The 20990-nt window shown below is 63.7% G+C and carries 19 protein-coding genes; 9 read left to right on the forward strand and 10 right to left on the reverse strand.

Annotated features, from left to right (window positions below; all coding sequences use genetic code 11):
• Positions 1–30 precede the first annotated feature (30 nt).
• A complete protein-coding gene (locus AC4D2W_RS02990; RefSeq protein WP_490925425.1) occupies positions 31–894 on the forward strand; it encodes a helix-turn-helix transcriptional regulator in 864 nt (287 codons plus the stop codon).
• On the opposite strand, the gene AC4D2W_RS02995 is transcribed toward AC4D2W_RS02990, so the two are convergent.
• The 3 genes from AC4D2W_RS02995 to AC4D2W_RS03005 all read right to left on the reverse strand — a co-directional run bounded on the left by AC4D2W_RS02995 (position 836) and on the right by AC4D2W_RS03005 (position 3386).
• Positions 836–1567, reverse strand: coding sequence for an AAA family ATPase (locus AC4D2W_RS02995; RefSeq protein ID WP_490925426.1), 732 nt, complete (start codon positions 1565–1567; stop codon positions 836–838). The genes AC4D2W_RS02990 and AC4D2W_RS02995 overlap by 59 nt on opposite strands.
• A gap of 69 nt (positions 1568–1636) precedes the next feature.
• Positions 1637–2224, reverse strand: a complete 588-nt coding sequence (locus AC4D2W_RS03000) for a hypothetical protein (protein WP_490925427.1) — start codon at positions 2222–2224, stop codon at positions 1637–1639.
• A gap of 13 nt (positions 2225–2237) precedes the next feature.
• A complete protein-coding gene (locus tag AC4D2W_RS03005) occupies positions 2238–3386 on the reverse strand; it encodes a zinc-dependent alcohol dehydrogenase (RefSeq protein ID WP_490925428.1) in 1149 nt (382 codons plus the stop codon).
• Between the two features lie 198 nt (positions 3387–3584).
• On the opposite strand from AC4D2W_RS03005, the gene AC4D2W_RS03010 reads away from it, so the two are divergent.
• Positions 3585–4139 carry a cysteine hydrolase family protein gene (locus AC4D2W_RS03010; RefSeq protein ID WP_490925429.1) on the forward strand — a complete coding sequence of 185 codons (555 nt, stop codon included), beginning with the start codon at positions 3585–3587 and terminating at the stop codon, positions 4137–4139.
• Between the two features lie 140 nt (positions 4140–4279).
• Here the strand turns inward: AC4D2W_RS03010 and arfA are convergent, their stop codons facing one another.
• The 5 genes from arfA to AC4D2W_RS03035 form a co-directional block, all read right to left on the reverse strand.
• On the reverse strand, positions 4280–5818 hold the full coding sequence (gene arfA / locus AC4D2W_RS03015) for an arabinosylfuranosidase ArfA (protein ID WP_490925430.1): 1539 nt from the start codon (positions 5816–5818) through the stop codon (positions 4280–4282).
• Positions 5819–5885: 67 nt separating this feature from the next.
• Complete coding sequence (locus AC4D2W_RS03020) at positions 5886–6725, reverse strand: carbohydrate ABC transporter permease (RefSeq protein WP_490925431.1); 840 nt, start codon at positions 6723–6725, stop codon at positions 5886–5888.
• Positions 6726–6780: 55 nt separating this feature from the next.
• Positions 6781–7725, reverse strand: coding sequence for a carbohydrate ABC transporter permease (locus AC4D2W_RS03025; RefSeq protein ID WP_490925432.1), 945 nt, complete (start codon positions 7723–7725; stop codon positions 6781–6783).
• 48 nt (positions 7726–7773) lie between these two features.
• Positions 7774–9108, reverse strand: a complete 1335-nt coding sequence (locus tag AC4D2W_RS03030) for an extracellular solute-binding protein (RefSeq protein ID WP_490925433.1) — start codon at positions 9106–9108, stop codon at positions 7774–7776.
• 129 nt (positions 9109–9237) lie between these two features.
• Positions 9238–10317 (reverse strand): LacI family DNA-binding transcriptional regulator, encoded by a 1080-nt coding sequence (locus AC4D2W_RS03035; protein WP_490925434.1) that lies wholly within the window; start codon positions 10315–10317, stop codon positions 9238–9240.
• Between the two features lie 228 nt (positions 10318–10545).
• Between AC4D2W_RS03035 and AC4D2W_RS03040 the strand changes: the two genes are divergently transcribed.
• The 7 genes from AC4D2W_RS03040 to AC4D2W_RS03070 are packed head-to-tail and all read left to right on the forward strand — an operon-like array spanning position 10546 to position 17823.
• Positions 10546–11871, forward strand: coding sequence for an ABC transporter substrate-binding protein (locus tag AC4D2W_RS03040; RefSeq protein ID WP_490925435.1), 1326 nt, complete (start codon positions 10546–10548; stop codon positions 11869–11871).
• Positions 11868–12815 carry a carbohydrate ABC transporter permease gene (locus AC4D2W_RS03045; protein WP_490925436.1) on the forward strand — a complete coding sequence of 316 codons (948 nt, stop codon included), beginning with the start codon at positions 11868–11870 and terminating at the stop codon, positions 12813–12815. The genes AC4D2W_RS03040 and AC4D2W_RS03045 overlap by 4 nt, the downstream gene beginning before the upstream one ends.
• Position 12816: 1 nt before the next feature.
• Positions 12817–13710 carry a carbohydrate ABC transporter permease gene (locus tag AC4D2W_RS03050; RefSeq protein ID WP_490925437.1) on the forward strand — a complete coding sequence of 298 codons (894 nt, stop codon included), beginning with the start codon at positions 12817–12819 and terminating at the stop codon, positions 13708–13710.
• Between the two features lie 29 nt (positions 13711–13739).
• Positions 13740–14984 carry a Gfo/Idh/MocA family protein gene (locus tag AC4D2W_RS03055; RefSeq protein WP_490925438.1) on the forward strand — a complete coding sequence of 415 codons (1245 nt, stop codon included), beginning with the start codon at positions 13740–13742 and terminating at the stop codon, positions 14982–14984.
• Complete coding sequence (locus tag AC4D2W_RS03060) at positions 14981–15985, forward strand: sugar phosphate isomerase/epimerase family protein (protein ID WP_490925439.1); 1005 nt, start codon at positions 14981–14983, stop codon at positions 15983–15985. The genes AC4D2W_RS03055 and AC4D2W_RS03060 overlap by 4 nt, the downstream gene beginning before the upstream one ends.
• 12 nt (positions 15986–15997) lie before the next feature.
• Entirely contained in the window at positions 15998–16696 is a 699-nt protein-coding gene (locus AC4D2W_RS03065; protein WP_490925440.1) for a ThuA domain-containing protein, read from the forward strand.
• A gap of 38 nt (positions 16697–16734) precedes the next feature.
• Positions 16735–17823: a Gfo/Idh/MocA family protein gene (locus AC4D2W_RS03070; protein WP_490926004.1), complete on the forward strand. Its 1089-nt coding sequence runs from the start codon at positions 16735–16737 to the stop codon at positions 17821–17823.
• A gap of 144 nt (positions 17824–17967) precedes the next feature.
• Here the strand turns inward: AC4D2W_RS03070 and AC4D2W_RS03075 are convergent, their stop codons facing one another.
• Together AC4D2W_RS03075 and AC4D2W_RS03080 are read right to left on the reverse strand one after the other, a co-directional pair.
• A complete protein-coding gene (locus AC4D2W_RS03075; protein WP_490925441.1) occupies positions 17968–18828 on the reverse strand; it encodes a DUF3626 domain-containing protein in 861 nt (286 codons plus the stop codon).
• A gap of 85 nt (positions 18829–18913) precedes the next feature.
• Positions 18914–20953: a beta-galactosidase gene (locus tag AC4D2W_RS03080; RefSeq protein WP_490925442.1), complete on the reverse strand. Its 2040-nt coding sequence runs from the start codon at positions 20951–20953 to the stop codon at positions 18914–18916.
• Positions 20954–20990 lie beyond the last annotated feature (37 nt).

Here is a 20990-nt window from a genome sequence, read left to right on the forward strand (position 1 = left end):
GGCCGGACCGGAGGCACCTATAGTGAACGCGTGTCAAACTATCCGCTCGGTGAGTTTCTCAGGGCCCGCCGTGCCCTGCTGCGCCCGGAGGCGCTTGGCTTCGCCTCCTCCGGCCGACGCCGGGTGCCCGGGCTGCGGCGCGAAGAGGTTGCCACGATGGCGGCCCTGAGCATCGATTACTACACCCGGCTGGAACAGGGACGTGAACGTCACCCGTCCGTCCAGGTCCTTGAGACGCTCGGCACCGCCCTCCGGCTGGACGACGACGCACGCCGGCACCTCTACCGGCTTGCCGGCCTGATCCCCGGACCGGCATACGGCGCCACGGAAAGGGTGAACCCGGAACTGCTGAGCCTGATGGACATGTGGCCCAACAACCCTGCGGTCGTCCTGGGCAAAGCCTACGACGTACTTGCCGGCAACCGGCTTGCCTACGCTCTTTTCGACGGGTTCCAGCACGGCCCCAACCTGATACTGAAACTCTTCCTCGATCCCGGTTCACGCACGTTCTATCCGGCCTGGCAGCAGGTAGCCGCCAACACCGTTGCCGGTTTCCGCATCCTCCACGGCACGGCACCGGATGATCCGCGCGTCACCGAGGTACTGGAGACGCTCCTGAACGGCAGTGATGAGTTCACCGCCCTCTGGGAACGCCATGATGCCCGGGAAAAGCGATTGGAAAGCAAACGGTTCCGGCACCCCGAGGTTGGGGAGCTCACCCTCCACATGCATGCTTTCGAGGTGAAGGCGGCACCCGGCCAGGAGCTCATCGTCTACCGTGCGGAAGCCGGTTCCAGCAGCGCCGATGCCCTGGCCCTGCTCGGCGCCCTCGCTGCTAGTCCAGAAGGTGCCGCAGATAGCGGCGGGGCTCGTTCAGGTAGGACTTCCAGTTAGTGACCAGATCCAGTTCGTCCCATTCCCGGCGCGAAATTCCGTGCTCGCCGGTTTCATAAATGGCGGCACCGGGCAGGGAGGCCAGTACTGGGGAGTGCGTGGCGCACAGGATCTGGGAGCCGTTGGCCACCAGATCGTTGAGCACTCCCATCATCGCCAGAGTCGAACTGAAAGACAGTGCCGCCTCGGGTTCGTCCAGGCAGTAAAAGCCCGGACTCTGCAGGTAGGTTTCGGCAACAGCCAGAAAGGACTCCCCGTGGCTCATGGTGTGGAAGTCGTGGCCGCCGGCAAGCTGGTCCTGAAAGGTGTAGAAACCGTGCATGGTTTCCGCCCGCAGGAAGAACCCCCATTTGGGGGCGCCGGGCTGGCGCACCAGCGTAAGCCAGTTGCTCAGCGGGGATTCGGTTTTCTGCGTGGAGTGCGCCGAATGGACACTCCCGCCCTCCGGACCCAGCCCGTAGGCTGCCGCGACCGCCTCCACCAGGGTGGATTTTCCGCTGCCGTTCTCGCCGACCAGGAAGGTCACGCCCGGAGGAAGGACCAGTCCCCGGGTCAGGACGGCGGCGACGGCAGGGATGGTGGCCGGCCAGCGGTCGGCCGCAATGTCCGCACCCTCTTGCGCCTGGATTTCCCGGATCAGCCGGGAATCGTTTAGGCCGCGCGTTTCATGCATGCTCTCCATTGTGGCAGGGCGTACCACCCGGGCCGCCCTGCTCCCTGCCCGGCGTGCCGAGGTGCAGGATCAGTGTTTGGCCGCCCGGACCAGCGCCCGCACACCGACGACGGCGGCCGCACCGCCCAGGATCCACGGGCCGGCCGCGGTAAGCGGGGCCAGCGCCTGCTCCTTGAGGTCGGCCCTGTTCCTGCCGAACCGGGAGGACAGTCCGTGCCGGGTGAACTCACTGAGCACGCCTGACTCGGTCACCGGATTGTCCGGGCGAAGAGTCAAGAAAGAGCGCAGATGGCTCCCGCCTGCATCCACCCGGTCGGCGGCAATCAGGATGAGCCAGTGCGCCGCGCGGGCTTCGCCGTACCGGTAGGCATACCGGCGGATAGCTCCGGAGACGCCCTTCAGCGGAGCGGAGGTTCCGAAAACGGGAGTGAGGAACTCGTGCTCAATCGAGCGTTCCCTCGGCTGCTTCTCGGGTTGGCGTTCCGGAAAGTTCCAGCGGGCGCCGGTTTCCAGGTCCGTGCGTTCCTTGGGCACCGAGGGGCGGTTCCGGGGATCCATATCCGCGCCCCAGCCCGGAATGCGCGCCCGCAGCTCCTCATTGGAGAATTTCCGTTTGGATGCGGCGGCAACGTAGGGCGTGCTTGGTGTTTCCGTCATGGTTTCCTCGCCTTCAAGACGCGCTGGGAATGATGAGCGGCTTGATGCAGTCATCAAGCTTCGCCGAGAACATGTGGTAGCCCTCCGCAATGTGCTCCAGCGGGATGCGGTGGGTGATGATGTCACTGGGTTTGAGGTAACCGTTGCGGATGTGTTCGAACAGCCGCGGCCACTGCCGCTTGGCCGGGCACTGGTTCATGCGCAGTGTCAGCCCCTTGTTGAGGGCATCGCCAAATTTCACGGCGCTGAAGATGGGACCGTAGGCTCCAACCACGGACACGGTGCCGGCCTTCCGGACCGAATCAATAGCCCAGTTCAGGGCCACCGGAGATCCGCCCTGCAGCTTCAGCTGGGAGGCACTGACGTTCTGGAGGAAGCTGCCGTCCGCCTCCGCTCCCGCAGCGTCAATCACCACATCCGCGCCGAGGTAATCGGTGGTTTTTTTCATCTCCACCACAATGTCCCCGTACTCGGAGAAGTTGAAGGTCTCGGCGTGGGCAAAGGTGCGGGCCTTTTCGAGCCGGTAGTCCAGGTGGTCGATGACGATGACCCGGCCGGCGCCCATCAGCCAGGAGGAAGCGGCCGCGAAGAGTCCCACCGGTCCGGCGCCGAACACGATGACGGTGTCCCCTTCCGTGATGTCTCCCAGCTGCGCGCCGAAGTAACCCGTGGCGAGGGCGTCAGTGAGCAGCACGGCGTCCTCCTCATCCAGCCAGTCTGGAATGATGCTGGGCCCGACGTCGGCGAACGGGACGCGGACAAACTCCGCCTGGCCGCCGTCGTACCCGCCGCAGGTGTGGGAGTAGCCGTAGATGCCGCCCACCGCCGTCGCATTGGGGTTGACGTTGTGACAGTTGGAGTAGAGCCCGCGGGCGCAGAAGTAGCAGGAACCGCAGTAGATGTTGAAGGGGACCATGACCCGGTCTCCCGCCTTGAGGTTCTGCACGGAGGGCCCCACCTCGTGGACCACGCCCACAAATTCGTGGCCGAAGGTGGTGCCCACCCGGGTGTCGGGCATCATTCCGTGGTAAAGGTGCAGGTCAGATCCGCAAATAGCTGCGGCGGTCACCCGAACGATTGCGTCGTTGGGGTGCTCAATGACCGGGATGTCTTTTTCCTCAACACGGACCTTGTACGGCCCGCGGTATGTCATGGACCGCATCCGTCACTCCTTTTAGCAAGCATGCTGATGGATTACTTACCCTGCCTCCTGCCTTTGGCGCCGTCAAGAGTGAAAGTGCGGGCAGGGTGCGGGCAGGGGACCGTCCGGATACGGTTCGAACGGACGTTCCCCTATCGGATCCGGCACGGGCGGGCAGTACGCTGTGGGCACGGCCATCCAAACCTCAGGAGAGCAACCATGAGCACACTGCCTGATCGGCCCCGCACTGCCTTGATGATTATTGACATGCAAAAGGGGGTGGTGGCGGAGGCACACGAACGGGATGCGGTGATAGCCAACATCAGCGCCCTGCTGGACGGCGCGAGGTCTGCAGCGGTCCCCGTGGTGTGGATCCAGCATCACGACGACGACCTCCCGGAGGGCAGCAGAGAGTGGGAGTACATCCCCGAGCTCGCGCGTCTGGACCCGGAGCCACTGGTGCACAAGGCGTACGGTGATGCCTTTGAGGGGACCGACCTGGAAAGCGTCCTGGCCGATGCGGGAATCGGGCGGCTTGTTGTTGCCGGTGCGCAAACAGATGCATGCATCCGCTCGACCATCCACGGGGCTTTTGCCCGCGGATATGACGTCACCCTGGTGGGGGACGCCCACACGACGGATGACATGACCCAGTGGGGTGCACCTGCTCCGGAGGCGGTTATTGCCCACACAAACCTGTACTGGCAGTTCCAGACGGCCCCCGGGCGCACGGCAAGCGTCGTGGAAACGTCGGCGGTTGATTTCTCCGTTTAGGGCTCCTTAAGTGCCTCAGCAGTTATCCGCCGGTTCGGCTTCCCTGGCGGTCCTGCCGCTGTTCCGGAGCGCCGGCGCTCGCCGTCCCGTGGGTTGAGGGCCCGTATCCCGGAACGGGCCCCCAACCGCAGCGAAGGCTCCTAGCCCTTGCTGACCTCCACCTCAATCACGGCCCAGGACAGCGCAGGCAGTGACAGGCGGAGCTCGCTGCCAGCAGCCTTAACGTCCTGGAGCGGGGTCAGGCCCACCTGCTCGCCGTCGGCCTGGGAATTGATGGCAAACCGGTCCTTGCCGGCAGGAACCTGCAGGACCTCGGCGCGGAGGATGCGTCCGGCCTCGAAGCCTCCCAGCCCAATCTCCACATCCGCGGACTCTTCCAGGCCGCGGTTGGCGAGGAAGAGCGCCACTTTGCCGTTCTCCTCATCCCAGGTGGCGCTGACGTCCACCAGGTCGGCGCCGCCGAAGCGGGTGGTTTCATACTTGTCTGAATCCACCGCCGTGCGCAGGATCTGGCCCCGGGCCAGGGCGGCCATGCGTGCAAACGGGTGGAAAATGGTCTGCCGCCAGGCCGGACCGTTTTCTTCGGCCATGATCGGCGCAATCACGTTCACAAGCTGCGCCTGGTTGGCGATGGTGACGCGGTCACCGTGCCGCAGCAGCGAGTTCAGCAGCGTACCGACGACGACGGCGTCCGTCACGTTGTACTTGTCCTCGATGACGCGGGGGTGCTCGCGCCAGCCCGCCCGGGCCACCGCTTCGGGCTGGTCCTCGGTGGTCAGGCCCCGCTGGTACCAGACGTTCCATTCGTCGAAGGAAAGGTTGATGAACTTCTTGTGCTTGCCCCGCGCCCGCACGGCGTCGGCCGTGGCAACCACTGACTCAATGAAGTAGTCCATGTCCACGGCGCTGGCGAGGAAACTCTCGGCGTCGCCTTCTTCTTCCTGGTAGTAGGCGTGCAGGGAGACGTAGTCCACCTCGTCATAGGCGTGGCCCAGAACGGTCTGCTCCCAGGCTCCGAAGGTGGGCATGCCGGAACCGGAGCTGCCGCAGGCCACCAGTTCCAGGTCCGGATCCACGTAGCGCATGGCCCGGCCGGCTTCCTGGGCCAGCCTGCCGTATTCATCCGCCGTCTTGTGGCCGGTTTGCCACGGCCCGTCCAGCTCGTTGCCCAGGCACCAGAGCTTGATGTTGAACGGATCCTTGTGTCCGTTTTTGGCCCGCAGGTCGGAAAGGTAGGTGCCGCCGGGGTGGTTGGCGTATTCCACCAGTTCACGGGCGGCATCGACTCCGCGGGTGCCCAGGTTGATGGCCTCCATGATTTCGACGCCGGCCTTGCGGGACCAGTCAACAAATTCATGCAGGCCAAAGGCGTTGGTCTCCACCGTGTGCCAGGCTCCGTCCAGGCGGACAGGGCGCTGGTCCACCGGACCCACGCCGTCTTCCCAGTTGTAGCCGGAAACAAAGTTGCCCCCGGGGTAGCGGACCACGGTGGCGCCGAGTTCCTGGACCAGTTTCAGGACATCACGGCGGTATCCCTGCTCGTCGGCTTCCGGATGGCCCGGTTCGTAAATGCCGGTGTAGACGCATCGGCCCATGTGCTCCACGAAGGAGCCGAACAGGCGGCGGGGTACCTCGCCTATGGTGAAGTTGCGGTCAATGCTGATCCTGGCGCGGGACATATGTTTTCTGCTCCTTGATTGTTGGTGCTGTGGAGATCCGGGTGTTGGGTAAATCGGGGTGGGACGGTCAGGTGCCGGCAAGGCCGGTGGTGGAAATGCCTTTGATGATCTGCCGCTGGAAGAAGAGGAACACGATGATCAGCGGCAGGGCAGCGAGCAGGGCCGAGGCCATGTTTTGCGCATATTGGATGCCGTAGGCACTCTTGATGGTCTGCAGCCCCACGGGAAGGGTCAGCAGCGAGGATTCATTCGTGGCGATGAAAGGCCACAGGAAGTTGTTCCAGGCTCCGATGAACACGAAAATGGCCACGGCGGCCAGAATGGGCCGCGACAGGGGAAGCACTATCTGCAGGAAAACCCGCATGCGTCCGGCGCCGTCCATGATGGCTGCTTCCTCCAGTTCCCGCGGAATCTGGTCAAAGAACTTCTTGAGGACAAAAACCATGGCCGGAGCTATGACCTGGGGAAGAATGACGGCCCAGTAGGTGTCAATCAAATGCATGGAGAGCATCTGGTAAAACAGCGGAATGATCAGCACCGGCGGTGGAACCACAATGGAGGCGATGATGACCGCCATGAGAATTTGCTTGCCCTTGAAATCGATCCGGGAGAGGGCGTAGGCGCACAGTGCGGAGATCACCAGGGTAATGACGGTGATGACGGTGGAGGTGAAGAGCGAATTCCACGTCCAGAGCGGAATATTGCCGGCGCTGAGCACTTTGGAGAATGCATCGAGGGTAAAACCCGTGTGGGGAAACCAGGTCAGCGGAGTGGCGGCGGCCTCCGTCTCGGACTTGAATGCGGTGACCGCAGCCCACGCGTAGGGGATCAGCCAGATGACTGCCAGGACCGAAACGATGACGGTGGCGATAATCCGTGCCGGCGTAGTCCGCTTGCGGTTCTGCATGGGAGCAGGCTTTTTTGGTGCGGACGGAGCTCGGGTGAGTGCCGGTGCTGCCATGTCAGACGCTCCTTCGGCGGGTGATGAAGAACTGTCCAAATGACACCAGGACAATGAGGGCAAAGAACACATAGGAGATTGCTGCGGAGTAGCCGAGCCGGTAACCCGTGAATCCGGATTCGAAAATGTACTGCACGATCGTTCTGGTGGTCCCGGCCGGGCCGCCGGCGGTCATCTGGTAAACCTGGTCGAAAATCTTCAGTGAGGCCAGTATCTGCAGGATGACAATGAGCACCGTGGTGGGACCAAGCTGGGGCAGGGTAATGGAAAAGAACTGACGCCATCCGCCGGCGCCGTCCAAGGCTGCCGCCTCATAGTGCTGCTGCGGAATATTCTGCATGGCGGCCAGATAGAGCAGGAAGTTGAATCCCACTGTCCACCACACGGTGGCAATAACGATTGCCCACATGGCGATGTTGGGGTCATTCAGCCAGGCAACCGGCGGAATTCCCACCTTGGAAAGAATGTCATTGATCAGGCCCAGCTGCGGGTTGTACATCCACGAGAAGAAGAGGGAAACAACGGTGGAGGCCAGCAGATAGGGGGAGAAGAAGGAAAGCCGCCACAGCCACTGTGCAGGCAGGCCCATGTTGACCAGTGCTGCCAGTGCCAGGGCGATAATCACCAGCGGCACGGTGCTGATGACGGTGAAGTACAGGGTGTTTCCGAGCGAATGCCACATGTCGGGATCACCGAACGCTTCGGTGTAGTTGGCCAGGCCCAGCAGTTCGTCATTCGCGCCGGTCAGCGATTTACCGGTAAAGCTCATGTAGAACCCGTAAACGAGGGGCCCGATCAGGAATGCCAGGAAGAACACCAGGAAGGGTGCGCTGAACGCCCAGCCGGCAAGGTTGTTGCTCCGTGTGCGGCGCAGCGGATTGGCAGGTGGGGGCGAGGATGCCGGCGCGCGTCTGTCGGCACCCTCGGGAGCGGTTGTGATACTCATGAAGGACTCCTTTGTCGCTTTCACTGCAGTGCGGATTGCCGGTCAGGCTCAGACGGGGTTGGGCTTGGCCAGGAGGATATTCAGCCGTTCCACAAAGGAGTCCCAGCCCGCTGCCGGCTGGTCACGGCCAAGGAAAACGTTCTGGACGCTGTTCGCGAAGAACGTCTGGAAGTCCGACCCCGAACCGGAGAAATAGGCCCGGGGGTCGTAGTTGATGATTTCGGCTGCAGCAGCGTAGTTGGCCTGGGGAGCCAGGGCGGCGTATTCCGGGGAGGCGACCACGGGCTGGTAGGACGGAATGTGCCCCGCCTCCGCCCAGGCCAGGGACCCCTTGAGGATGTCGGCCACAAATTTGTAGGAGTCCCGGCGGAGTGCGTCGTCAAGGTTCGCCTGGTGCGGCAGGACGAAGGCGTGCGAGTCCGCATATGCCGCCGGAGTGCCGAACAGAGTGGGAATGGGGGCGGCCCCCAGCGGTACTTTCGCCGTCTTCATGGTGGGCAGCTCCCAGACTCCGCTGAAGAGCATGCCGGATTCGCCGCTGGCAAATTCGGCAATGGCCGTTCCAATATCCCCGCTGCTGGTGGTGATGGTGTCATCCAGCAGGGACCGGATGAACTCGAGGCTGGAGATGGCCACATCCCGGTCCACCACGGCTGTCTCGCCCTGGTTCAGGATCATCTCCGCCCCGTGCTGGCGGTAGAAGGTGTAAAACAGGCGCCACATCTGGGCCCCGTCGCCGAGGAAGCCGTAGGACAAGCCGTGCTTGCCCGTGACCTTCTGCATTTCCAGGGCAACGTCGCGGAACTGGTCCGGCGAGTTAATCGGGATCAGGAGCTCATCCGCCCCCAGAACCCCCGCTTTGGAGGCGACGTCGGTGTTGTACATCATGATGAAGGGGTGGGAATCGAGGGCGATGCTGTAGAGCTTCCCGTCTATCCGGCTGTTCTCCCAGATGCGGGGCGCGAAGTCGGCTTCGGTGACGCCGTTTTCTGCCAGCAGGTCCAGATCCCATTCATCCAGAAGACCGCCGGGAGCATAGCCCACAACCCGGCTGGCGTGCATGATGGCCAGTTCCGGCGGCCTGCCGCCGGCCGAGGCCATGGCGAGCTTGGTGTAGTAGGGCGCTCCCCATGCCAGCACGGTGGGGGTGGCATGGAAATTCGTGTTCTTGGCATTTGCGGCGTCGATCATGCCCTGCATCTTGATGCCGTCGCCGCCGGACAGCAGGTGCCAGAAGCGCAGAGTTTGCGCCGCCGAGGCGGCCGGTCCTTCACAGCCGGCCAGGGAGCCGGCGGTCAGCAGGCCTCCCATTACTGCCCCCGCACCCAGAAGGACCTGGCGCCGGTCAAAAACCGGACCGCCCGATTGCTGTGTTGTTTTCACTCGCCACTCCCTTGTGAACGGTGGTTGCTGCTGCAGTCATCGGGCCCGCTGCAGATGCAGCCGGCCCGATCTGCCCCGAGCCTAGAACCCGGAGGGCCTCAGGGCAAGGAAAACTGTTAGCGCTAACGTTTATTTCTTTCCGGCCTTCTCTGTTGACGTCGGCGCCGGATCGGCATCAGGCAGCGGGGGAGCGGTGGAATTCCGGACCACCAGCGTGGTGGCAAGTTCCACGTGCAGAGACTCCAGTTCCTCTCCGTTGGCCAGGCGGAGGACACTGCGCAGGGCCGTACGGCCCATTTCGTGCAGCGGCTGGCTGACCGAGGTCAACCGCGGCACGGATTGCTCCGTAAGTTCAGTTCCGTCAAAGCCCACGACGCTCAGGTCTTCCGGAACACGTATGCCGCGGCGGCGGGCTTCATCCAGAACTCCCAGCGCGGTGAGGTCACTCGCGGCAAAGATGGCGGTGGGCGGGTTGTCGAGCGACAGCAGCGCGGCCGCACCGCGTACTCCGGATTCGCGGTTGAAATTGCCGCTGACAATGTAGCCGTCCGGGACATCAATCCCATGCGCCCGCAGCGCTGCGAGATACCCGTGAAGCCGAGCCATGCTGCACTCTGCGGCGTCGGGCCCGCCCACAAAGGCGATCCGACGGTGTCCCAGTTCAACCAGGTGCTCGACGGCGGCCTTGCCCCCGGCCCAGTTGGTGGCCCCGATACTGATGAAACCGGACGGCGGGGGATTCAGCGGATCGATCACCACCACCGGAATATTACGCCGGGCAAAGGCCTCCAGCTGCTCGCTCGTGATCTCGGAGGTTACCAGGATGAGTCCCGTGCGCCCCGAATCGGCCAGCCGGGAAGACCATTCCAGATGGTTGGTGCTCTTGAGCTTTCCCGGAGTGACCGTACTGAGCACCACTTCAACGTTTTCGGCGGCCGCAAGCGTGGTGATCCCCATCAGGATGGCAAGGGAATAGGACGTGTTGAGCCCGTCGAAGACCAGGTCCACCATGGCCGGGGCGCTGCTGCGGATCCGCCGCTGGACGGGTGATTCGTAGTCCAGCCGGGTCAATGCCGCCCGTACGCGTTTCCGGGTCGGCTCAGCAACGTCATCGCGCCCGTTGATGACCTTGGAAACAGTAGGAACGGACACCCCGGCCAGCTCTGCGACGCTGGCAAGCGTCGTCTTGGCAGTTTGAGCCCGGTTCAAGGCAACGCTCCTTTGCGAAAGTTTTCGGTCGTTGAAGTCTGGCGGATACCCGCATCTGCGTCAACACGCGCCACACGGGCGGCGAAAAATGTTCTTGACGAGTGATGCATATCACAGTAGCTTTCATGGCAGTACAGCAGGTGTTGCGAAAAGTTTCGATACTCCCGGCCCGGGCTGGGACAACAATCCGCCGCCGCAGCGACGCGGCTCTTTTCAATGGAGATAAGAATGGAACAGAAGCTCACGTCACGCAGGTCTTTCCTGTCGCTGGCCGCCCTGGTGCCCATCGCCGCCTACGGCCTGACGGCCTGCGGCTCTTCGGGGCCCGGCGGCACCTCCGCCGGGGGAGCCAGCATCTGGGCCCTTAGCGGGCAGCCCAATGAGGGCATCCGGCAAAAGACAATTGACGTGTTCAACAGCGCCAATCCGGACGAGAAAATCAACGTCACGTTCTTCCAGAACGACGCTTACAAGACCAAGATCAAGACAGCCATCGGCGCCGGCCAGGCACCCACCATCATCGCGGGCTGGGGCGGTGGAACGATGCGCGCGTACGCCGACGCCGGGCAGATCGAGGACCTTACCCCCTGGTTCGAGGAGAATCCGGACGTCAAGGACCGCCTGCTGGACTCCACGTTCGGCGCGGCCACGGTTGACGGCAAGATCTATGCCCTTCCCACCCAGACCGTTACGCCGATTATCTTCTACTACAACAAGGAACTGTTCGAGCAGGCCGGAGCAGAACCGCCCCAGACCTGGGACGATCTCATGGCCCTGACCAAAACGTTCAACGACATGGGCGTTGCTCCGCTGTCCCTGGGCGGACAGTCGCGCTGGACCTCCATGATGTGGCTCGAGTACCTCTACGACCGAGTGGGAGGTCCGGAAGTCTTCACCGCTATCTACAACGGTGAGGCGGACGCTTGGTCGGACCCCGCAGCTATCAAGGCCAACACCATGATCCAGGACCTGGTCAAGGCCAACGGGTTCATCAAGGGCTTCACCTCCATCACCGCTGACAGCAATGCCGACCAGGCACTGCTGTACACCAACAAGGCTGCCATGATGCTGCACGGCGGCTGGACCTACGGAGGCATGAAGAACGACGGCGCGGGCTTCGTTGAGGGCGGCAAGCTCGGCTGGGTCAACTTCCCCTCTGTCGCGGGAGGTGCCGGTGATCCGGCCAATACCGTGGGTAACCCCGGCGGCTACGAGTACATCTCCTCCAAGGCCAGCGACGCCGAAAAGGAAACGGCCAAGAAGTACTTCAAGGATGGACTGCTGACCGACGAAGAGGTCGATGCCTACATCAAGTCCGGATCGGTGCCGGTCGTCAAGGGCATCGAAGACAAGCTGCAGGAGTCCGAGGACAGGGAATTCCTAAGCTTCGTCTACGAGCTGACGAAGAATGCCCCGAACTTCCAGCAGTCCTGGGACCAGGCCCTGAGTCCCACCGCCGCCGAAGCGCTCCTGAGCAACATTGACCAGCTGTTCCTGCTGTCCATCACTCCCGAAGAGTTCGCGAACAACATGAATGCGACGCTGGGCAAATGATCGCCGCTGTACCGCCCGCGGCGCTGCCCGCCGCGGGCCGCACGGACAAGGGACCGGGGGAAGGGCCCAGCCGCGGAAAGACCGGCAGCCTGTGGTGGCTGGTCGTTCCGGCATTGTTTTTCTTTCTGGTCTTCGCCGTCGTTCCGCTGATCGGTGTTTTTGTGCTCAGCTTTGCGAACTGGGACGGGATTGGCGGCATCACCCTGGCCGGGGTCGGGAACTGGCTGTCCGTCCTGGGCGACCCCGTGATGCACAATGCCCTCCGGCTGACCTTCCTCATCATGATCGTCTCCTGGCTGGTGCAGACACCGATCAGCCTCCTGCTGGGAGTTTTCACCGCCGGAAGCCAGCGCTACCGGGCACTCCTGGCAGTCCTGTACTTCCTGCCGCTGCTGCTCTCCTCAGCTGCCATAGCCATTGCCTTCAAGGCGCTGCTGGATCCGAACTTCGGCCTGGCCGAAGGCCTGAACATGCCGGCCCTCGCCCAGGACTGGCTCGGCCATCCGCAGCTGGTCCTCCTGGTGGTCATCTTCGTGATTGCATGGCAGTTTGTTCCGTTCCACACGCTGATCTACCAAGGCGGCGTGCGCCAGATCCCCAAGTCCCTCTACGAGGCCGCGGAAATCGACGGGGCGGGCAAAGTAAAGCAGTTCTTCCACATCACCCTTCCGCAGCTGAAATACACCATCATCACGTCCTCCACCCTGATGGTGGTGGGATCCCTGACCTACTTTGACCTCATTTTCGTGCTGACGGCGGGAGGCCCCGGCAATTCAACCCGAATCCTGGCACTGGATATGTACCTCACGGGTTTCCGTGCCAACCTCATGGGACCGGCCAGCGTCCTTGCCGTGATCCTGGTGGTTATCGGGCTGGGTCTGGCGCTTGCCCTGCAGCGGCTGGGCGGCAAGGGCTCCAGCGGCAGCCAACTGGAAGGTCTCTGACATGACGGCAACAGCCACCAAACGGCCGAAATCTCCCGCACCTCCGGCTGCGTCCTCATCTGCACGCCGCGGGCTGCGCTGGAGCAAGCTGAACTACGCCGGCGGTCTCTCCGGCTGGATCTGGCTGGCGATCATCATCATTCCCGTGTACTACGTGGTGATTACCAGCCTGAAGACATCAGCCGGCTACTACTCGCAGAACCCGCTTGCCGTACCCTCCTCTCCAACCCTGGAGAACTACCGGATGGTGCTGGAGGCGGACTTCGCCAAGTACTTCCTGAACAGCACAATTATCACGCTGGGCACCGTTATTCCGGCAGTGGCCATCTCCTTCATGGCGTCCTTCGCCATCGTGCGCGGCAACAGCAGGTTCCTCAGATTCTCGAACGGATTGTTCCTGCTGGGCCTGGCCATTCCACTGCAGGCAACCATCATTCCGGTCTATCTGATGATTATCCGGCTCCAGCTGTATGACACCCTTTTGGCCCTGATTCTGCCCTCCATCGCTTTTTCCATTCCGTTGACGGTGCTGATCCTTTCGAACTTCATTCGGGACGTGCCAAATGAACTGTTTGAGTCAATGCGCCTTGACGGCTGCAGCGAGTGGCAGACCATGTGGCGGCTGGCCCTGCCGCTGACCAAACCGGCCATTGTGACGGTGGGTATCTACAACGCACTGGGAGTCTGGAACGGATTCCTGCTGCCGCTCATCCTGACGCAGAGTCCTGACCTGCGTGTCCTTCCGCTGGCCCTCTGGAGCTTCCAGGGGGAATACAGCGTGAATATTCCGGCGGTCCTGGCCTCCGTGGTCCTGACCACGCTGCCGATCCTGGTGCTGTACATCGTGGGCCGTCGCCAGCTGCTGAGCGGCTTGACCGCGGGCTTCAGCAAATAGCGTTAGCACTTGAAATGAAAGGGAACTACATGCCTCAGGCAGAAACTGCTCCGCTTCGAATCGGAATGGTGGGCTACGCCTTTATGGGCGCTGCGCATTCGCATGCGTGGCGCAGCGCCCCCCGTTTTTTTGACCTTCCCCTCAGGCCCGAGCTCACCGCCGTTGCCGGCCGGAATGCTTCGGCCGTTGAGGCAGCAGCCGGGCAAATGGGCTGGTCCTCGACGGAAACGGACTGGAAAGCGCTGGTGGAACGGGAAGACATCGATCTGATCGACATTTGCTCACCCGGAAATACCCACGCCGAGATTGCCATTGCAGCACTGCGCGCCGGCAAACATGTCCTGTGTGAAAAGCCCCTGGCCAACTCGGTGGAGGAAGCAGAGGAAATGGCGGCCGCGGCCTCCGAAGCTGCACGCCGCGGAGTCTTTGCCATGTGCGGTTATTCGTACCGCCGCACGCCTGCTTTGGCGCTGGCCAAGCGAATGGTCGACGACGGCAGGCTGGGGAAGATCCGTCAGGTCCGGGCCCAGTACCTGCAGGACTGGCTGTCGGACGAAAATGCACCCCTGACCTGGCGGCTGGACCGGACACTGTCAGGCTCCGGCGCCCTGGGCGACATCGGCGCCCACATTATTGATGCCGCCCAGTTTGTCACCGGCCAGCAGATCACCGGTGTTTCGGCGCTGCTGGAGACCTTTACCAGCCGACGCCCTGTGGGGGGGGATTTCGTGGGACTCGGCGGCCACGGCGCCGCCGGGGAAGACCAGCCCATGGGTGACGTCACGGTGGATGATGCCGCAATCTTTACCGCGCGGTTCGACGGCGGACCGATCGGCGTCTTTGAAGCCACCCGGGCCGCCCTCGGCCGCAAGAATGCCATGCGCCTCGAAGTGAACGGGTCCCTGGGCTCGCTGTCCTTCGACTTTGAGGACATGAATTTCCTGCAGTTCTACGATTCCACCGACCGCAGCGGTGAGCAGGGCTTCCACCGCATCATGGTCACGGAACCGGAGCACCCCTATGTGGGGAACTGGTGGCCTACCGGCCACGGACTGGGCTACGAGCACGGTTTCACGCATCAGGTGGTGGACCTGGTGACGTCCCTCGCCGCCGGAACCCAGCCCACGCCGTCGTTCGCCGACGCCCTGCAGGTACAGCGCGTGCTCGCGGCCGTCGAGGAAAGCGCGGCTGACGAAAGCCGCTGGACGGCGGTGGATGCCCAGCCGCAGCCCGCCGCTGCCGCCCCGAAAACTACAGCAGAGGAAATCCGATGACCCGCCCCATCACACTGTTCACCGGCCAGTGGGCCGATCTTCCGTTCGAGGAGGTGGCCCGGCTCGCAGGAGAGTGGGGCTTTGACGGCCTTGAAATCGCCTGCTGGGGCGATCACCTGGACGTTTGGCGGGCTGTGGAGGATGACGAGTACCTCCAGGACCGGCTGGACATCCTCAAGCGGAACAACCTGTCGGTTTATGCCATTTCCAACCATCTCAACGGACAGGCTGTCTGCGACGACCCCATCGACGAGCGCCACCAGGGCATTGTTTCCGCGCGCGTCTGGGGCGACGGCGATCCTGAGGGCGTGCGCACCCGCGCGGCCGAAGAACTGAAGATGACCGCCCGGGCTGCGGCCCGGCTGGGGGTGAAGACGGTGACCGGGTTCACCGGCTCTTCCATCTGGAAGACCGTGGCCATGTTTCCGCCCGTTCCCGATTCCATGATCGAGCGGGGCTACCAGGACTTCGCAGACCGGTGGAATCCCATCATCGACGTCTTCGATGAAGTGGGCGTCCGGTTCGCACTGGAGGTCCATCCGTCTGAAATTGCCTACGACTACTGGACCGCACACCGGACCCTGGAAGCGATCGGTCACCGCGAGGGCTTCGGCCTGAATTTCGACCCTTCCCACTTCATCTGGCAGGACCTCGATCCCGCGGCCTTCCTCTACGATTTCCGCGAGCGCATCTACCACGTGCACGTCAAGGAATCGGTCAAGCAGCTGGATGGCCGCAATGGCCGGCTCGGCTCACACCTGCAGTGGGGCGATCCGCGCCGCGGCTGGGACTTTGTGACCGCCGGCCACGGAGATGTGCCGTGGGAGCGCATCTTCCGGATGCTGAACGCCATCGGCTATAACGGACCCACCAGCGTGGAATGGGAAGACGCCGGAATGGACCGTATGGTCGGCGGGCCGGGTGCCCTGGCGCTGGTGAAATCCCTGGCCCAGATCACCCCGCCCGCAGCCGCCTTCGACTCAGCTTTTGCTACCAAGTAAAGGAACTACCCTATGAGCACCACACGTCAGGCCCTCGTTGTCCGGGGCGGCTGGGACGGGCATCAGCCGGTCGAAGCCACAGACCTCTTCCTACCCCACTTGAGGGACAACGGGTTCGAGATCCGGGTGGAGGAATCGCCGAAGATCTATGCCGACGCCGAGTACATGGCCACCGTTGACCTGATCGTCCAGTGCAACACCATGAACACCATTGAAAAAGAGGAGTTCGAGGGGCTGCGGGCGGCCATTGACGCCGGTACCGGAATGGCCGGCTGGCACGGCGGAATCGCCGACTCCTACCGGAACAACTCCGACTACCTGCACCTGATCGGCGGCCAGTTCGCCTGCCACCCGGGCAAGCACCCGGATGAGAGGGTGGGGGACGCCTCCGACAACTTCATCGACTACACGGTTCAGATGCTGCCGGCAGCGGCAGACCATCCCATTACTGCCGGGCTGGCGGACTTTGATTTGCGCACCGAACAGTACTGGGTCCTCACCGACGACTACATCGATGTGCTGGCCACCACCACGCTTCCGGCGCGGGAATGGGATTCCTGGCACCGCCCCGTCACCTGCCCGGCTGTCTGGACGCGGCAGTGGGGTGCGGGCAAGATCTTTGTGGCCACGCCCGGCCACTCGGTTCAGATCCTGCAGGACCAGAACGTAAAGACTCTCATTGAAAGGGGCATGCTGTGGGCGAGCCGCTGAATTCAGAATCGGGCGGTGCCGCCCCACTGCGGATCGGCATGGTGGGCTGCGGCAACATTAGCGCGGCCTATCTCGAAACATTTCCGCGGCTCGACGCCGTGGCCCTCACCGCAGTGTCGGACTTGGATATGGACCGGGCCCGTGCCGTTGCCGCCGAGTACCCCGGGGTCCGTGCCCTGACCGTGGATGAACTGCTGTCCGACGACGCCGTGGACCTGGTCCTGAACCTCACCATCCCCGCCGCCCATGCAGAGGTTGCCCTGAAGGCGATTGCTGCCGGCAAGCACGTGTACGGCGAGAAGCCGCTGGCTGCCAGCACCGCTGAAGGACAGTCGATGCTGGAAGCGGCCGCGGCTGCCGGCGTCATCCTGGGCTCGGCGCCGGATACCGTGCTCGGCACCGGCACGCAGACGGCACGAAAGGCAATTGATGACGGGCTGATCGGAAAGCCCATCTCCGCCACGGCCACCATGGTCACGCCGGGCCATGAGCGGTGGCATCCGAACCCCGATTTCTACTACGTCCCGGGTGGCGGCCCCCTGCTGGATATGGGCCCCTACTATGTTTCCGCCCTGGTCACACTGCTGGGACCCGTTGCCTCTGTTATCGGTGCGGCCAGCAGCACCCGGGATACCCGGATCATCGGGTCGGGCCTGCGCGCGGGGGAAGAAATTCCGGTCAGTACTCCCACTCACGTCACCGGGGTCCTGGTCCACGCTTCCGGTGTCCTCTCCACCCTGGTGATGAGCTTTGATGCCGTGGCCACACGGTCGTCCAACATCGAAATTCATGGGGAGACGGGTTCGCTGGCAGTTCCCGACCCCAACCGCTTTGACGGGGAGGTTCATGTGCGGCGCCTCGACGCCGATGACTGGGAGCTTCTGCCGGTATCAGCGGGGTACCAGGGCGCCTCACGGGGGATAGGCCTGCAGGATTTGGCCCTCACTCCGGCAGGGGAACTGCCGCGGGCCAGCGGCGAACTGGGGTTCCACGTGCTGGAAGTCATGCAGGCGGTGCTGGCCTCCGCGGAGTCCGGCGGCGCGGTGCCGATTCGCAGTACGTGTGAACGTCCGGCCGCGGTTGCCCTGTCCCGGCCTCAGGGCGCAGAGGCAGGCAGCCTGATCTAGATTCAGGTCTAAATCGAACGTGTGTTCGAATAGATATTTCCCTTGAAGATCCCCCGGGCGCTGCTACCCGGGGGATCTTCTTGTAAGGGGATCTTCAGGCCCGGGGGCGTCTGTTCACAAGAGCCCCAACCGCAGGGGTCAGCGTCAGGCTCCTGTGCCGCTCCAGTCGTAGCCAAACCGTGCCACACAGTGCCAGAGCTGCTTGAGTGTTTGCCGGTCATACCGCTGTTCCTGCACGGCGATGCCGATAACCCGGGGGTCCAGCCGCCCATCTTCAGCAATATCCTGCCCTGCCGCCACAACGCCGGGGCTCCGATAATCGGGGTACCGGGCCAGGTCCGCCGCAGTGAGGCGGAATCCGGGGTGCCACTCCAGGGGGCACGGGAGGGCACGGGCAGCCGTTTCGACGTCGGTGCCGCGGTAGGAAGGGTCAAGGACCAGCGCTGCAATGTCGCTTTCGATCCTTAGGGGGCCGTGAATGTGCGCTTCCACATGGTCATCCAGTATGTCCAGACCGGCAGCGGGTGCGTGTTTCAGCGCCAGGTCCACCAGGGGCATGTGCTCGGCCGTGCCAAAGTGCTCCGGCTCCGTGCTGCTGTCCGGATAGCAGAACGTCACGCGGGGAAGCTCCGTGCGGCGAAGCCGGAAGTGGGAGGAGCCAAACCGCACGGAACCGCCGACGGGGAGACGGCGGTAGTTCAGCGAACCGTACTTGGGGCGCTCAGCTGCCGGGGCGCCGTCGTACACCCCGCCGAACATCCGCTGCTCCCAGCGCCAGCGCTCGCCGCCCGGCCAGGCCGTGAGGCCCCCGTTGCCGGTTCCGGTTTCAAACTGCGAGCGGTAGACGGAATCCGTGACCAGATGCGCCAGCAGTGTGGTGCCGGAGACGGGGGAGTCGGGATGGAAGTGCACCGTGACGTCAAGGGACGGATCCAGGGGCGGACCCGCTGTCCCGGTGCTGACGTAGTCGACCGCCTGAGCCCACAGGGGAGCACTGTCATCCATAGCGCACACCCTACTTACTCGGTGCCGATGCCGGGGAGGCTTACTCCCCGGCATCGGCAGGGCGCTCGCGGATGGGAGGGAGTTCCTAGGCGGCGCTGCGTACCTTTCTCGTGAGCACTGATACCGACCGCGGAGCCAGCTTGGATTCCCAGCCCGGCAGGGGATCGCCGTCGACGCCGGTAACGTCCACCGCCGCGTCGGTGCGGTTGATGAGGAAAACGTAGTCGGCGTCCCCGTTGGTTCGCACTACCAGTTCGACGGCGCCGCGCAGCTCCGCAGGCAGCTCACTGACCACCCCGGCGCTCGCCGCGAGAACAGCGAGGATCGGTTCGAGCCCGGCCGCACCGAGGCGTGCGCCCACATAGGCTGCGCTTCCGGTGCCGACGGTGCGGCGCGTGACTGCGGCATCGCCGGAGTGCTCCCCGCTGGTGTATCGGGCGAGGATTTCGATGTCGCCGGCGGACGGATGCACGCGGTCGGCCCAGAGCGCGGCTGTGGTCCCGTTGTCCAGCTGAACCGTCTCGCCGTCCTGCAGCGGGCCAAACTCATCGATCCGCACGCCCAGCAGATCTGCAAGGGCTCCGGGATAGCCGCCGAGCCAGATGTGGTCATTCTCGTCCGTGATGCCGCTGAAGTACCCGGTGACGAGGTGCCCCCCGCCGTGGACATATTCCTCGAGGCGGGCTTTCAGGCCCGCCGGAACAGCGTGCAGGACGGGTGCAACAACGAGCCCGTACCCGTCCAGTTCAGCGGCGGAGGGAACCACGTCAACCCGGAGGCCCAGGGCCAGGAACGCCGAGTACCAGTCAAGGGCCTCCTGCTTGTAGCGCAGACGGTCCGAGGGATGGGAATCCTGTTCTGAGGCCCACCACGAGTTCCAGTCGAAGAGGATGGCTGCCGGTGCCTGGCCGCGGCGCGAACCCACAACGCCGGACAGGGACTCCAGCTCCCGGCCCAGGCTGACCACGCTGCGGAAGATGGGGCTGTCCTCGCCGGCGTGCGGAACCATGGCCGAATGGAATTTCTCGGCGCCGGCCTTGGACTGCCGCCATTGGAAGAAGCAGACGGCGTCCGCCCCGTGGGCAACATGGGTGAGTGAGTCGCGGCGCAGCGCTCCGGGCTTTTTGGGGGTGTTGATCGGCTGCCAGTTCACGGCGCTGGTGGAGTGCTCCATCAGGAACCAGGGTTTGCCGCCGGCGATGTTGCCGGTGAGATTCGCCGAGAAGGACAGCTCGTCCACCGCCTGCGGACCGGGAACGAAGTAGTGGTCATTGGCGATGAAGTCCACCTCCGGAGCCCAGTCCGCGTAGTCCATTCCCTTGGTTTCACCCATCACCATGAAGTTCGTGGTGACGGGAATGTCGGGAGTGATGACGTTGAGGATGTCGCGCTCTTCCCGCAGGTACTGCTTGAGCGCATCCGAGGAGAACCGCTTGAAATCCAGCTGCTGGGTGGGGTTCGGATGTGAAGCGGCCTGTCGGGGAGGCAGGATCTGTTCAAAGTCCGTGTAACGCTGGGACCAGAAGTCCGTGCCCCAGGCGTCGTTGAGGACATCGATGCTGCCGTAGCGGTCCGTGAGCCAGACGCGGAACGCGCGGGCGGCGTCGTCGGAATAGTCGTAGATGTTGTGGCAGCCAAGTTCATTGGATATGTGCCAGGCACAGACTGCCGGGTGGTCCTTGTAGCGCTCGGCCATGGCGGTCACGAGTTTCAGCGCGTGCTCCCGGAAGACCGGGCTGGTGGGACGCCAGTGCTGCCGGGCGCCGGGTGACAGGATCCCGCCGTCGGCGGTGACGGGCAGGATTTCCGGGTGCTCGGTGGCCAGCCACGGCGGCGGGGAGGCGGTGGCGGTGGCCAGGTCCACGGCAATGCCGTTTTCGTGAAGGAGGTTGATGACTTCGTCCAGCCAGGCAAAGTCCCAGGTATCTCTGGCGGGCTGCAGCCGGGCCCAGGAGAAGATCGCCAGTGACACCACGTTGACGCCGGCCTCGCGCATGAGCCGCACGTCCTCGTCCCAGGTCTCCCGCGGCCACTGTTCCGGGTTGTAGTCGGCGCCGTACGCCATGCGCCGGCGGTGGGGATCGGTGGGCCAGCGCAGCCAGCGGTGGGTGGTGGGTGTTGGCACGGTAGAGCTCCTTGGGATGTTGGGGATGCGGGGTGTG

The sequence above is a fragment of the Arthrobacter sp. TJ-58 genome (genome assembly GCF_058269295.1).

What these genes read in the sequence shown, in the direction of transcription:
- AC4D2W_RS03040 (WP_490925435.1), top strand. Translation starts at nt 10,546, where the DNA reads ATGGAACAGAAGCTCACGTCACGCAGGTCTTTCCTGTCGCTGGCCGCC.
- AC4D2W_RS02995 (WP_490925426.1), bottom strand. Translation starts at nt 1,567, where the DNA reads ATGCATGAAACGCGCGGCCTAAACGATTCCCGGCTGATCCGGGAAATC.
- AC4D2W_RS03000 (WP_490925427.1), bottom strand. Translation starts at nt 2,224, where the DNA reads ATGACGGAAACACCAAGCACGCCCTACGTTGCCGCCGCATCCAAACGG.
- AC4D2W_RS03005 (WP_490925428.1), bottom strand. Translation starts at nt 3,386, where the DNA reads ATGCGGTCCATGACATACCGCGGGCCGTACAAGGTCCGTGTTGAGGAA.
- AC4D2W_RS03070 (WP_490926004.1), top strand. Translation starts at nt 16,735, where the DNA reads ATGGTGGGCTGCGGCAACATTAGCGCGGCCTATCTCGAAACATTTCCG.
- AC4D2W_RS03065 (WP_490925440.1), top strand. Translation starts at nt 15,998, where the DNA reads ATGAGCACCACACGTCAGGCCCTCGTTGTCCGGGGCGGCTGGGACGGG.
- AC4D2W_RS03020 (WP_490925431.1), bottom strand. Translation starts at nt 6,725, where the DNA reads ATGCAGAACCGCAAGCGGACTACGCCGGCACGGATTATCGCCACCGTC.
- AC4D2W_RS03075 (WP_490925441.1), bottom strand. Translation starts at nt 18,828, where the DNA reads ATGGATGACAGTGCTCCCCTGTGGGCTCAGGCGGTCGACTACGTCAGC.
- AC4D2W_RS03025 (WP_490925432.1), bottom strand. Translation starts at nt 7,725, where the DNA reads ATGAGTATCACAACCGCTCCCGAGGGTGCCGACAGACGCGCGCCGGCA.
- AC4D2W_RS03055 (WP_490925438.1), top strand. Translation starts at nt 13,740, where the DNA reads ATGCCTCAGGCAGAAACTGCTCCGCTTCGAATCGGAATGGTGGGCTAC.
- AC4D2W_RS03060 (WP_490925439.1), top strand. Translation starts at nt 14,981, where the DNA reads ATGACCCGCCCCATCACACTGTTCACCGGCCAGTGGGCCGATCTTCCG.
- AC4D2W_RS03050 (WP_490925437.1), top strand. Translation starts at nt 12,817, where the DNA reads ATGACGGCAACAGCCACCAAACGGCCGAAATCTCCCGCACCTCCGGCT.
- arfA (WP_490925430.1), bottom strand. Translation starts at nt 5,818, where the DNA reads ATGTCCCGCGCCAGGATCAGCATTGACCGCAACTTCACCATAGGCGAG.
- AC4D2W_RS03045 (WP_490925436.1), top strand. Translation starts at nt 11,868, where the DNA reads ATGATCGCCGCTGTACCGCCCGCGGCGCTGCCCGCCGCGGGCCGCACG.
- AC4D2W_RS03010 (WP_490925429.1), top strand. Translation starts at nt 3,585, where the DNA reads ATGAGCACACTGCCTGATCGGCCCCGCACTGCCTTGATGATTATTGAC.